Source organism: Pseudoalteromonas sp. CO109Y, from assembly GCF_004208935.1.
Lineage (GTDB): Bacteria > Pseudomonadota > Gammaproteobacteria > Enterobacterales > Alteromonadaceae > Pseudoalteromonas > Pseudoalteromonas shioyasakiensis.
The window spans coordinates 104,145-117,508 of the sequence record NZ_SGPD01000039.1 but is presented as its reverse complement, the minus strand read 5'-3'; the positions used below and the strand labels follow the sequence as shown (position 1 = coordinate 117,508).

The window sequence follows — 13,364 nt, the reverse complement described above, 5'->3', positions numbered from 1 at the left end:
AGAGTAAAGTTAGAAAGAGTAAAGTTAGAAAGAGTAAAGTTAGAAAGAGTAAAGTTAGAAAGAGTAAAGTTAGAAAGGGGAAAGTTAGAAAGGGGAAAGTTAGAAAGGGGGAAAGTTAGAAAGAGTAAAGTTAGAAAGGGGAAAGTTAGAAAGGGGAAAGTTAGAAAGGGGGAAAGTTAGAAAGGGGGAAAGTTAGAAAGGGGGAAAGTTAGAAAGGGGGAAGTTAGAAAGTAGCAGCGGGTTTACCCCGCGTTATGGTTTTATTAAATGACGCGGCATAAAGCTGCTGCTACAGGTAAGTGTGAAACTATTTTATGTTTTGTGTATGGCGCGGCATAAAGCCGCACCTAAACTATTGCTCGCAACTCGCAACTCGCAACTCGCAACTCGCAACTCGCAACTCGCAACTCGCAACTCGCAACTCGCAACTCGCCACTACTTACTATGTTTATCAAACCACCATTGAATATAGGCTACTTTGGTCATCAGGTTTGATGGACGCGCGGTAATACCATGTGAGGCATTAGGAATACGCACCATCGCTGTATCAACACCTTGTAGCTTTAACGCTTGGTAAAATTGTTCGGTTTCAGAAATCGGGGTGCGATAGTCTGATTCACCGGTTAACAGCATAGTGGGTGTTTTTACATTGCCCACATAGCTAATTGGAGAGCGCTTCATATAATGCTCAATATTGTCCCATGGCTTACCTGGGAACCAATAGTCAGCAAAGAAAGGGTAGAAGTCAGCAGTTAGTACAAAGCTGATCCAATTGATAACAGGTTTAGCAACAACAGCGGCTGCAAAGCGGTCTGTATGACCCACAATCCATGCAGTTAAAACACCGCCACCTGAACCGCCGGTAACGAATAGTTTGCTTTCATCAATAAAGCCTTTATTGATGACAGCATCAACACCAGTCATTAAGTCATCAAAGTCATTACTTGGGTAGTTATGATGAATTGTTTGCGCAAACTCTTTGCCGTATGAGTCACTGCCGCGCGGGTTCATATAAAGTACAACATTACCTTTCGCTGCGTATAATTGCACTTCAGGACTAAAGTGAGGGCCGTAGTTTGCAACAGGGCCGCCGTGGATCTCTAGTACAAGTGGGTACTTTTTGTTTTTATCAAAGCCCGGTGGGTAAGCAATCCAACCTTGAATAGCCAAACCGTCGTGGCTTGATTTAACCCAAATTTCTTCAACCTTAGCCAGCTCTTTGTCACCCAGCGCATCTTCGTTTAATTGCGTTAAACGTGCGGTTTTACCACGCTTAATTAATGCTACATCAGATGGGCGCTGTGTATCTGCGAGTGTGAATGCAACTTCACCACCTTCGCTCACATCAAAATCACCACCTGAATACGGACGACCAAAGGCGACACTACCAATCTCTGAGGTAATCACCTTATGTTTACCACTACGCGGCTGGTAAGCTAGGTGTGTTTTGCCTTCGCTATCGTAGCTAAAATAAAGACCTCTGCCGCTATCATCCCATTTTATATCTTCGACACTACGGTCTAAATCAGCAGTGAGTACTGAGGTTTTTCCTGATTTCAAATCAAGTAAATAAATGTCGCTGTTTTCATAGTTAGTCTTTTTATCGTCATAGCCTGTGTATGCCAGGTAACGACCATTTGGCGAGACTTTAGGGCGTGAATCTGGGCCTTTACGATCTGTTATTTGGGTAATTGAACGATCCGCTAAGCTAAGTTTATAGATTTCAGATTCAGTTGGGTGTAATTCATTATCTTCATAACGATTAGCCGAAAAATAAAACGCATCGCCTTTTTCGTTAAAGCTAACAGCACCACCATGATCAAAATCACCAGCGCTTAATTGACGTGCATTGCCGCCCGTTGCACTGATGATAAAAAAGTGACGATAGCCTTTTTCAGAGTAGCCACCGCCATCGGCACGGTAATAGGTATCGTCAATATATTTAGCTGGCTCTGCCCACTTAGCGCCTTCAGGCTTACCCGGTAAAGAAACTGGGCTTGCTGATTTTGCAGGCACAAACTGGCTAAACACTAATTGTTTGCCATCTGGCGTCCAAGTTAATCCGCCTGGGCTTTGCGTTAGGTTACTAATTTTTGCTACGTTACCGGTTTTTAACCATTTTACATAGATTTGGCTGCTACCATCTCGGGTAGAAATAAACGCTAAACGAGTTTCATCTGGTGACAATACCGGAGAGTAATCCATATGCACGCCAGACGTTAGCGGTAGCATGGTTTTACCATCTGGGTTTACTGACCAAATATTGCTGACTTTACGGTCGCTTTTGATATCCATGCGATTACGCACGAAGTAAATTGTATCGCCATTTTTTGTCATTTCTATTTGGTTGGCGTATTCAAGATCAAAAACATTTTCAAGTTGAAAGGTATTGCTAGCTCCTGCATGGCTGTAAAAGCTGGCTGCTGCAAGCAGTGCTAAAGACGTTTTAAACTTCATTTTATTTCCTTGTTAGTGAGCAGAAATTAGGGCGTTTTAACCTGTTATAAAGTAACAACCATCAGAAATATAGTCCATTGCGATGAATGGAGAAATCAATAGACAGATGGTCATTTCCCTTTTATGTTGAGTACAGACACTTTTAAACGTAAGGAGCACACAATGATAGGTTACATCATGTTAGGCACTAACAACCTAGCTAAAGCAGTAAAGTATTACGATGAATTGTTCGCCACTCTAAACGCCGAGCGCTTTTTAGAAACTGACCGCTTTGTCGCATGGAGCACAGGTCAAGATAAGCCCGGTTTTGCGATTACCAAACCTTATAACGATGAAAAAGCCACAGTAGGTAATGGCACTATGATTGCTCTGGCAGTCGAAACCCCAGCCCAAGTAGATGCCTTTTATAAGAAGGCCATAGAACTAGGTGGCACAGACGAAGGCGCCCCCGGCCCACGCGAAATGCCCGGCTTTTATGCGGGATACTTTAGAGACCTAGACGGTAATAAACTTAATGTGTTTTGTTTTACGCATGGGTAAAGAAAGTTAGCAAGGGGAAAGTTAGAAAGAGTAAAGTTTACAGGCGCTAGGCTCTAGGAAACAGGGCCTAGCTTATGTAGTCGAGGTTTTAGATAATAAAGAGTAAGTTTCACCAGCTTAGAACATTATGGCTCATTTAGACTGGTTTTCAGGTAGCTATCAGTAGAACTCTTACACCTTTGTAAAGTATGCATGCTCAAAATTGACAAGCTCCGGTGCTTTATATACATGCTAGTGATAGCAATTCATTTAAAGTAAATGTGCAGAATTATGAAAAAATTAGTGTATCTCATTGTCTCTTGCTTAGTTTGGCATCCCGTATACGCAGAAGAACCTGACGATCTTTTTGGCGCCTTGAGTGGCTTATACTGGTGTTTGAAGAAAGAAATTCCAACAAGCTTAGAGCAGATTGATTCCGCGTTTGGATTTGAATTACCAGCTAGTGCAACCAAAGCCAGTTTTGATGATTGGTATAAAAATGTAAGTTTAACCGTTGAAAATGAGGAGCTTTTAGTGACTCGGAAGTTAGATAAAACATCAAAAAAATCGACTGTTAATTGTGAATCTGTTTCAAGCACTAACTAGAACAATAGATCTCATGGTAAGCAAAGCGAGCTTTTTTAGAAAACGCGCTAAAGCACGACCTACAATTCGCAAAAAGTTGCGCGAAATAAATTTCACGCCTACAAGAAAGTAGTGGGGTTATCTTAAGTAGTGATGAGGCAGTTGTTGTTCGGCGCTAAAGCACCTCCTACCTCACATCTCGTACCTCGCATTTCGCACCTCGCATCTCGCACCTCGCATCTCGCACCTCGCATCTCGCACCTCGCACCTCGCATCTCGCACCTCGCATCTCGACTCTCAACCTGATGGCTGACGGCTGACGGCTGACAGCTAGAATCTCTACCAACTCCCGCTTATTTTCATTACACTGCTCCAATACAAAAATAATTATAAAAATTGAGAATGATCATGACGTCGAAATTGCTTAAACCTCTTTGCTGTGTATTTGCACTAAGCCTTGTGGGCTGTGGTGGAGGTGAGGTGTTTACTGCTCCTGCTAGTAGTGAATTTGCCCATGGCAATGAGCTACTAAGTGCCACGGCGCTAACCGAAGATGCTAGTCACGCGTTAGTGGCAACCCAATCTGAGGTGTGCGTTTGGGATAATCAGTTAAAAGCGCGTTTATACGATTGTATAACAGGGCAGGGCGCTGAACATGTTGAGCTTGTGGGCTTTAGCGCTAACAAATCTCGTTTTTTCATTTCAAATCGATTATCGGTGACTTTATACGATACTCGCACTGGGCGTAGTATTGGTACTTGGCTTACCGGGCAAGAAATCGCTAGAGACATCGCTATTTCAGCCGTAGGCGATACTTTGGTTATCGCTTATCGTAGCGGCAAGGCTGAGGTAATAAATACTCGCACAGGTGATACTAAGCGTTTTGATATTCATCGTTTAGATATTAATAGCGTGGCGTTATCGGCTGATGGGCAGTGGGCGTTTACCGGCTCAAGCGACAAATACGTTAAGCTTTGGTCAACAAGTGATGGTAGTACTCGCTTTGAAGAGCGTTTAGCGACCAGAGTAAATCACGTTACTCTAAATAAAACAGCAAGCTTGGGCTTTGCAATTGACTCGGTAGATGATCGTGTATTTTTTGATTTAGCCAATCAAAAAGAGCTATCAGAAGTGGCCTCATACTCTAACTTTATTGAATTCACTGCATCGCAATTTATTAATCAAGATAAATGGCTATTAACGGGATCACCAAAAATGAAGATGCGTTTATATCGCGTTGCAGATGGTGAATTAATCGCTGAATACGAAGCTAAACAACAGCGCCAACGTACGTCAGTACTGAGTGTGGCGTACGATGGTAAGCAACTATATTCAGAAACCAGCGATGGCCTATTGCAAGCTTGGCCATTTGATAAAATAAGCACTAAATAACAGCTAAAACAAAAACGCCTACTTTAAGTAGGCGTTTGTTTTAAATGGCGATGAAATTAGTAATCAAACTTATGCTTGGTAAACAAGCTTTGCACTTGTTGCCAAACTGCACCAGGTTTACCATCGCCAACTAACTTGCCATTTACTTTTACAACTGGGCCAACTTCTTTAGTGGCGCTGGTGATCCATACTTCGTCGGCATCAAGTAACTCATCTTTACTAATAATGCGCTCTTGCACTTTAAAGTCACTGTAACTGTGAAGAATATTGAGGATTAACCAGCGGGTGATCCCCGGTAAAATTTGGTTATCAAGTGGTGGCGTACTGATCACACCATCTTTAACAATAAACACGTTACTTGAACTAGCTTCGGTAATTTCTTCTAAGCGGTTAAATAGAATGGTTTCTTTGTTACCTGCTGCTGCACCGTGCTGGTAATGGATCACGTTGCCAAGCAGTGCTGTTGATTTAATATGGCAGCGTTGCCAGCGACGGTCTTGCTCAAGCGATACAGTGTAAGTTGTTGCATTGTCGATATCGCCTTGTGGCTCTGCTGGAATTTCAAAAGCAAACGCGAATACGGTCGGGGTAATATTAGTTGGGTAACCGTGAGCACGTTTAGTGTCGGCGCCGCGGCTAACGTGCAAATAAATCCCCAAGTTGTCACCTTGGTTTTTCTCGCATAAATCATTACAGATTTTACGCCATGTATCGGCACTGTAATCGAGCTTAATTTCAAGTTCGTTTAAACCGTTATTCATACGTTCAATATGTGCGCCAAAGCCAAGCATTTTGCCTTGGTATGATGGGATCACTTCATAGATGCCATCGCCAAATAAGAAGCCGCGATCCATTGGTGAAATCTTTGCTTCATCAGCGCCAAGGTATTCACCGTTTAGGTATACCGTGCCCATTGTTAAACCTCATTCTCTGTCGTAAAGCCGCCAAGTTGGCGAAGCCGAGTTATTAATTGTTGACCATGCATTGCATGCAGGCCGTCTTCGGTGAGCTCATTTTTATGGGTGACGCCATCGACACTACCGCGCTCACTTAGGTAATGCAAAATGTTGAGTGGCTCAATATCAGCCAGCAAATCGGTGTTATGCCAGCGACTTAAAAAGGCAATTAGCCCGTATGCTGCCCAGTTAGATACATCGGCGAGTAACAACTCATCACAGGTTGTTAAACAAGGAGTGATGTTTAGCGCTTGCATATGCTGTGCAAGGTTACCCATGCCTATTTCGTTACCGCCATCACCAATCGCTATGGTGGGGCAAGGTGCTTCTGTCACAAAAAAATCAAAGCAGCCGCAATGCTCAGAAATATCAATACCGCGCATATTATAATAACGCTGATGTTCGTTAAGCCCCGGGCGTTCTATTGATAAAACACACTCAGGCTTTAGCTGCGCAAGGGCTTTAATGCTAAAAGTGTGTGCATTATCAATGCTATTAATTGGCAGCTCAAAACAGTTAAAGTCATTTTTTAGGGCACTGTAAAGGGGGTTGCCAGTAACTAAAATAGGCTGTTTACCAAGCTTTTCGAGTACCTTGTAAAGTGAAATTGCACCAACCGGGCCATCAGTCTCGAAGGTATTGTTGACCGCAAAGCCCGTACCTATCAAAATAGTACCTTGTGCTTTATAAAGGTGTTTTGCTGCGCGTAAATACGTCCCTGTTAGTTGTTTTGCGTATAAATGCTGCATACCACGCGGGTTTTGTTCAACCATCATGGTTTCAATTTGTCGGCTGAGCGCTGCGTCGCTTAGGCTTGCTGACATAGTGCTTTGATCTCTTGAATGAGCGCAATACCCGCTTCATTATCGCCATGCACACACAGGCTATCGGCATTAAGTGCCAGCTGCTGACCACTTCGCGTTGTAACTGTGCCATGTGCAACTAACTGTTTAACTTGCGCTATTAGTGCCGCTTTGTCGTGTACACTGCCGGCTAAAGAGCGTGCAACAAGTTTACCTTCGTCTGTGTATTGACGGTCGGCAAACGCTTCTAAAATGAGTTCTAGTTCAAGCTCTTTTGCTTGTACTTTGTGTTTGTCTGCTTGGTTGGTAGCTAAAATCATCAACTTTAATGGCTTTACATAACTTGCCACTGCGCGCATAACGATATTCAGCGTTTGCTCGTCACTCATCATGTCGTTATACAATGCGCCATGTGGCTTAACGTATTCAAGCGTTAAACCATGTACTGCAGCCATACCATCAATTGCAGCAATTTGATAATGCAGGCAATTGGTCAGCTCTTTTTCGCTCATAGCCATTGAGCGGCGACCAAAGCCTTGCTTATCTGGGTAACTTGGATGTGCGCCAACCATTACTTTGTGTTGCTTGGCGAGGGCTAGGGTGTTTGCCATCACATCGGCATCGCCAGCATGAAAGCCACAAGCAATATTTGCCATATCAATATGTGGCATAACTCGCTCGTCTAAGCCCATTTTCCACATGCCAAAGCTTTCGCCAAGGTCACAGTTTAGTTTCATCGTCATTTATAACGCTGCCATTTTACTATTTGGAATATCGGTGATCAGCATATGCCCTGGGCTATGCGTGATACAAAAATCAGGTGCCGCGTTGGCAATTGCAACTTGTGGAGTCACACCACAGGCCCAAAATACGGGCACTTCGCCTTCTTTAATGGTCACCGCATCACCAAACTCAGGTTTGTTGATATCTTTAATGCCAATTGCAGCAGGGGCGCCAAAATGCACAGGTGCACCATGTACACTTGGAAAACGGCTGCAAATTTGGATCGCGCGAATGGCATCGGCAGGTTTCATTGGGCGCATGCTTACAACCATATTGGCGTGAAAAATCCCTGCACTTTGGCAAGCCATATTGGTCACATACATAGGCACATTTTTTTGTTCGCTGATATTTCTGATCTCAAGACCCGCGGCAATCAGCGCTTCTTCAAATGAGAACGAGCAACCAATTAAAAAGGTGACTAAATCGTCGCGCCAGTGATTCGTAATATCGGTAACCTCTTCAACCATTTGGCCATGCTTAAAGACACGGTAACGAGGTAAGTCGCTACGAATATCAATGTCTTCACCAACAGTTGGCATATCGGTAACGCCCGGTATGCGGCTAGTTGCAATGATTGGGCAAGCTTTCGGGTTTGCTTGGCTAAACTGCAAAAAATCAAACGCGTATTGTTTAGGTAAAATCACTAAATTAGCTTGCACAAAGCCCGGTGCAAAGCCCGATGTATTGCCAGTGTAGTCACCCTCGCGTACCATTTTACGAATAGCCGCTGGAGTGGTTAAAGATGCATTTTTTTGCATGTGACTCTCCTTGAAATTAATACTTGCCCATTGTTGCTACAATAACACTCAGTTCAGGTCATTAATAGTAACGGGCAGCTGCCCTTTAGCAGGGGCTTTCCCTAGTAAAACGTTTGCCAGCGCTGTAAAAGCAGGGCCAGCAATCTTTTCATCTGTATCTACATCTATATTGTAAGCATAGGTGGCAAGTACAGCATCGCCAAATTTTCCAAATTGGGCAATATCGTAAGGGGCTCGTAAGCTGACAAATACGGTCTTTTTATGGGCTAATTTTGCTTGTTTTAACAATGACTCTAATGCCGCTGATTGATCTGCTTTAGCAATTGCAAACTCAGGGTTATCAGCTAAGTCATCCATCCCGCCGACTTCAACAGCACTTTGTTTTGGTGACGCATTTGCGGCAATGATAATGTCGGCTTCGTTAATTTCTTTTAATGTTGCAAGCGGCTCATAACCTTGCAAACTCGTACAGCTAAAGCTGATTAGCTTATCGGTGTTATCAATTAACGCCTGCTGCAGAGCATAGCATTTGCGGGTGTCTGGCATAATAATATGCACTTTGCTGCCCGATTTAATGCTAAGCGGTAGGGTGTTTTTCTCGTTTTTCACTTCGGTGATAGCAGCTAATGCTAATTCAGCTTCTACTTTTCTATGGCTTTGATCACCCAGTAGAAGCTGCGCTTTTTTGATGGCTGCTTCGTCATCAAGTGAAGAGGTAAGTTTAAACTTTTCTTTAAGTTTTAAAATACGTGTTGCAGAAGCACTCATTTCGTTGGCATTTAACGTGCCACGTTGTACTTCTTGCTCTAATCGCTCAATCAGGGCTTCAAGTACTGCTAAGTCTTTAGGGCTTCTGATTTCGATTGGCATCAGGGCAATATCAACACCCGCTGCAAAGGTATTTACTACCGCTTCGATTGGTTCAAAAAAGTGGCTGATCCCCGCCATATCGAGGGCATCTGTGATCACCACACCTTGATAACCAAGTTCATCACGTAATAAGTCGGTGATGATTTTGCGCGACATCGTTGCAGGTTTGATCATGGTTTTGCCTTCTTTACTGACAAACGTGCTGTCGTCTAGGGCAGGGTATTGAATATGTGCAGTCATGATCATACCCGGTTGTTGGTTTTTAATAATTTCTTTAAAAGGGGGGAGATCTTGCTGCCAAATGGTTTCTTTATCATGCATTACTTTTGGCAGGCCTGTGTGGCTATCTACGTTCGTATCACCATGCCCCGGAAAGTGCTTCAATGATGAAATAACGCCGTTGTTTTCAAACCCAGCTACTTGGGCGCCACCTAGTTTTGCCACCAATTGCGGATCTTCACCGTAAGAGCGCACGTTAATAACTGGGTTATCTGGGTTCATGTTTACATCGACCGTGGGTGCATAGTTAACATTAACACCCAGTGCCAATAGCTCGTCGGCAATGATGCGTGCAGATTCAGTTGCGAAGTGGGTACCATGTTCTTTATAGGTGGCGCCAATCGACATGTTACCGGTAAACGACGTACCAACATCACGAGGAATTCGGGCAACTCGGCCACCTTCTTGGTCTATCGAAATAAACAGCGGTAAGCCTAACTCTGACTTAGCAGCGGCTTTTTGTAGGTCATTATTAAGTTTGATCACTTGCGGCACGGTATCGATATTTTCTGCAAATAAAATCACCCCACCAATATTATGTTTAGTGATGATATTCGCCAAATCGGCCGGCAGCTCTGTCACCGGTGTACGGCATTTTTGTTCACCTGGGTCTTGCTCGCAGTAATAACGTAGGTCAAGCATGAGCTTTTGCCCTAACTGTTGTTTTAAAGTTAATGCAGACTCAGCAAATGATGATTGTAATGGCATGAAACATCCTAATCCGATAACCAGTGACGATAGTGCAAACTTATTTAACACAGCAAGCTCCAAAGCAAAACGCTTATTTAGTTTTTAGAATAAATTATTCTTGATGTTAATGGGTTTTTAAATATAAATACAGTATTTTTTTGCTACCCTAACGGTTTTTGAGTCCGACTGCAAAAAGCTAAGTTAGATCACCAAATAGGGCTAATAGGCTTAAATAACCAAACCTTTATACTGATAAAAAGCGTGGCGAGTTGATAATTTATCAATTTAATGGGTCGCTTTTTAGTACAATTTAAAGTAATAATATATTCCATAATTATCAGCGTAAATATGACAAGCCTGGGGGCGAGATGGCTTTAACTCGATTACACGCATTTAAACAGCAAATTAAACCTTTTTTACCAGAGTCAGCATTAATAGAAGATTACTCGCGCCGTTATGCGTACGGAACAGACGCCAGCTTTTATCGATTAATCCCTGAGTTAATTGTATTAGTGAGCAACCAAAATCAAGCACGACAAGTGATCATTGCTGCCAACGAGCAACAGGTACCCATCACATTTCGCGCCGCTGGAACGAGTTTATCTGGGCAAGCAATTACCGATTCGGTATTGGTTTTACTGTGCGATAGTTGGAGCAAGTTTGAAATCCTTGATGACGCTGAGGCGATACGCTTACAACCGGCGATCATTGGTGCTCGAGTAAATCAAGTATTAGCCCCGTTTGGTAAAAAAATTGGCCCAGATCCCGCTTCAATTAATAGCTGCAAAATAGCCGGTATGGCGGCAAATAATTCATCAGGCATGTGTTGTGGAGTGGCGCAAAACAGCTACCACACAGTAAAAGATATGACCCTCATTTTTGCCGATGGCACAGTGCTTAATACGGCTGATAGCCAAAGCTGTAATGCCTTTTTGCAAAGCCATAGCCCTTGGGTTGATGAGCTAATGAGCCTAGTTGATAGCATAAAGCAAAACCCTGATTTGAGTGAGCGCATCGCCCATAAATATCGTTTAAAAAATACCACAGGCTATGGTCTAAACGCGCTGCTGGATTTTTCTGATCCAATCGAAATCATTAAGCACCTCATTATTGGCTCTGAAGGTACGTTAGCTTTTATCGCCGATATCACCTACCACACTGTGGTTGAGCATAAGTACAAACACACAGGTTTCTTTATTTTTGACGATATCAGCAAGGTGTGTGAGCTGGTACAAAGGCTGAGTGAGCTTGATGTTGCTGCTGTTGAGCTACTAGATAAACGTGCTCTGATCTCGGTGTCCGAGCATGCCATCATGCCAAAAGAAGTGGCTAGTTATCCGGAGCAATCAGCGGCACTGTTAATTGAGTTAAGAGCTGAAAATGCACAGGCTCTCGATGCGCTCACTAAGAGCACTGAGCAACTTCTTGCCGAGTTTAAGCAAAGCCAACTGGCAGCGATTGAGTTTTCAGCAGACAGCGCCCGTAATGCGGCACTTTGGAATATCCGTAAAGGTACGTTTCCTGCGGTTGGCGCAGTGCGCGAAACTGGCACTACTGTGATAATTGAAGATGTTGCCTTTGCCCTTGATAAATTAGCTGATGGCGTGAATGCGCTGCATCAATTATTTATTAAATATGCTTATGATGAAGCCATTATTTTTGGCCATGCCCTTGCCGGAAATCTACACTTTGTATTCACCCAAGCTTTTGACACACCAGAGCAAGTAAGCCGATACGAGCAATTTATGGCCGATGTGGCGAACTTAGTGGCGGTTGAACTAAAAGGGTCATTAAAAGCTGAGCATGGTACAGGGCGTAACATGGCGCCGTTTGTTGCCACCGAATGGGGAGACGATGGCTTCGCGGTGATGGTTGCGCTTAAAGCACTATTCGATAAACAAAATATTCTTAACCCTGGGGTTATTATTAATCACGACAAAAATGCCCACACTCAGCATTTAAAAGTCATGCCAAAAAGTGATGATATTATCGATACCTGTATTGAATGTGGCTTTTGCGAAGTGGTTTGTCCATCAAAAGGACTTAGCTTAACACCGAGGCAGCGTATTACTTTATGGCGACACCGCACAGAGCTACACAATCAATTGCTAACAACCGATGATGTAGCAAGCAAACAGAAGTTAAATCAAAAGCTCAGTGTTATCGAGGCCGACTTTAAATACCTTGGAATTGATACGTGCGCGGCAACGGGTCTTTGCGGTCTTAAATGCCCGGTGGGGATTAACACGGGCGAATTTATAAAATCGCTCAGAGCAAAGCAAGCTTCTTCTAGCAAGGTTGCGCTGTCATTATCACGCTTTGCTAGCAAGCATTTTGCGGTTGTTGCTACGGGTGCACGGTTTGGTTTAACCGTGATGCAGGTGCTCGAAAAAGCAATCGGCAGCAGTAACCTAAGAAGCCTGAGTAAACCTGCTAATAAGTTGCTTGGTACACCGCTGTATTACTCGGCATGGGCAAGAGCCGAGCAACCAATTAATAGAAAGCTTCAACAACCCCAACAAGCGAAAAAGTTGGTGTATATGCCAAGCTGCGCAAGCCGGATTTTTGCGGCCGATAAACTTGCCGATGATAAGCGCCCACTGCTTGATGTGATCTATTCTCTCGCTGCCAAAGCAGGTTATGAAGTGCTACTTCCGAAACTGGCAGATTCACTTTGCTGCGGTATGCCATTTGCTAGCAAAGGCTTTAATAAAGAGTCTAAAAACAAAAGTGAGCAGTTACTTACTGAGCTCGAGGCGCTTTCAAATAATGGTCAATACCCCATTATTTTTGATGCCAGCCCTTGTGCACTTACTACTCTTAATGCCGCGCAAAATACGGCACTCACAATTTATGAAAGTGCTGATTTTGCAGCGCAGCATTTACTGCCTAATTTGCAAGTCACGCCCGTAAATGAGCCGGTGATGCTCCATGTTACTTGTAGTTCTAAGCGATTAGGTAAAGAGCAAAGCCTAGTATCACTTGCCAAGGCATGTAGTAATGAAGTGATTATTCCAGCTGATATTGAGTGCTGTGGTTTCGCCGGTGATAAGGGCTTTAACTTACCAGAACTCAATAGCAACGCGTTAAAAACCCTTAAACAACAAGTACCAAAAAACTGTAGTCGGGGTGTGTCTAATAGCCGTAGTTGCGAAATTGGTTTGACTGAACACAGTGGCATTAGTTATCAGTCAACTTTGTATCTACTCGATAAACAAAGCCATGCAATATAACAGGCTTAATTGCTAATTTGATGAGCCAGTGATTGACTG

11 protein-coding genes are annotated in these 13,364 nt (G+C 43.4%); 5 read left to right on the top strand and 6 right to left on the bottom strand.

The annotated features are described in order from the left end of the window. The coding region (locus EXT43_RS20785; protein ID WP_205990967.1) for a hypothetical protein at positions 1 to 180 on the top strand (180 nt) is incomplete at its 5' end. A gap of 255 nt (positions 181 to 435) precedes the next feature. Here EXT43_RS20785 and EXT43_RS16560 read toward each other — a convergent pair. Next, on the bottom strand, positions 436 to 2,457 hold the full coding sequence (locus EXT43_RS16560) for a S9 family peptidase (RefSeq protein ID WP_130167480.1): 2,022 nt from the start codon (positions 2,455 to 2,457) through the stop codon (positions 436 to 438). A 162-nt stretch (positions 2,458 to 2,619) separates the two neighbouring features. Here EXT43_RS16560 and EXT43_RS16555 point away from each other — a divergent pair, with 162 nt between their 5' ends. The 3 genes from EXT43_RS16555 to EXT43_RS16545 all read left to right on the top strand — a co-directional run bounded on the left by EXT43_RS16555 (position 2,620) and on the right by EXT43_RS16545 (position 4,953). Beyond that, the gene (locus EXT43_RS16555) at positions 2,620 to 2,997 is read left to right on the top strand and encodes a VOC family protein (RefSeq protein WP_130167479.1); all 378 of its coding nucleotides are present in this window, start codon (positions 2,620 to 2,622) and stop codon (positions 2,995 to 2,997) included. A 270-nt stretch (positions 2,998 to 3,267) separates the two neighbouring features. Continuing rightward, the gene (locus tag EXT43_RS16550) at positions 3,268 to 3,582 is read left to right on the top strand and encodes a hypothetical protein (RefSeq protein WP_130167478.1); all 315 of its coding nucleotides are present in this window, start codon (positions 3,268 to 3,270) and stop codon (positions 3,580 to 3,582) included. Between the two features lie 387 nt (positions 3,583 to 3,969). Next, positions 3,970 to 4,953 carry a WD40 repeat domain-containing protein gene (locus EXT43_RS16545; protein WP_062565427.1) on the top strand — a complete coding sequence of 328 codons (984 nt, stop codon included), beginning with the start codon at positions 3,970 to 3,972 and terminating at the stop codon, positions 4,951 to 4,953. Positions 4,954 to 5,009: 56 nt separating this feature from the next. Here the strand turns inward: EXT43_RS16545 and EXT43_RS16540 are convergent, their stop codons facing one another. From EXT43_RS16540 to EXT43_RS16520, 5 genes are read right to left on the bottom strand one after another with little or no spacing between them, the layout of a single operon-like run. Beyond that, the gene (locus EXT43_RS16540; RefSeq protein WP_062565426.1) at positions 5,010 to 5,867 is read right to left on the bottom strand and encodes an aminotransferase class IV; all 858 of its coding nucleotides are present in this window, start codon (positions 5,865 to 5,867) and stop codon (positions 5,010 to 5,012) included. A 2-nt stretch (positions 5,868 to 5,869) separates the two neighbouring features. Further along, a complete protein-coding gene (locus tag EXT43_RS16535) occupies positions 5,870 to 6,733 on the bottom strand; it encodes a glutamate cyclase domain-containing protein (protein ID WP_130167476.1) in 864 nt (287 codons plus the stop codon). Then, complete coding sequence (locus EXT43_RS16530; RefSeq protein ID WP_130167482.1) at positions 6,718 to 7,449, bottom strand: 5-oxoprolinase subunit PxpA; 732 nt, start codon at positions 7,447 to 7,449, stop codon at positions 6,718 to 6,720. Before EXT43_RS16530 ends, EXT43_RS16535 begins: the two co-directional genes overlap by 16 nt. Before the next feature lie 6 nt (positions 7,450 to 7,455). Further along, on the bottom strand, positions 7,456 to 8,253 hold the full coding sequence (locus tag EXT43_RS16525; RefSeq protein WP_130167475.1) for a putative hydro-lyase: 798 nt from the start codon (positions 8,251 to 8,253) through the stop codon (positions 7,456 to 7,458). 48 nt (positions 8,254 to 8,301) lie between these two features. Next, positions 8,302 to 10,110: a glycoside hydrolase family 3 protein gene (locus tag EXT43_RS16520; protein ID WP_130167474.1), complete on the bottom strand. Its 1,809-nt coding sequence runs from the start codon at positions 10,108 to 10,110 to the stop codon at positions 8,302 to 8,304. Positions 10,111 to 10,460: 350 nt separating this feature from the next. Between EXT43_RS16520 and EXT43_RS16515 the strand changes: the two genes are divergently transcribed. Further along, positions 10,461 to 13,325, top strand: coding sequence for an FAD-binding and (Fe-S)-binding domain-containing protein (locus EXT43_RS16515; RefSeq protein WP_130167473.1), 2,865 nt, complete (start codon positions 10,461 to 10,463; stop codon positions 13,323 to 13,325). The last annotated feature ends 39 nt before the right edge of the window (positions 13,326 to 13,364 follow it).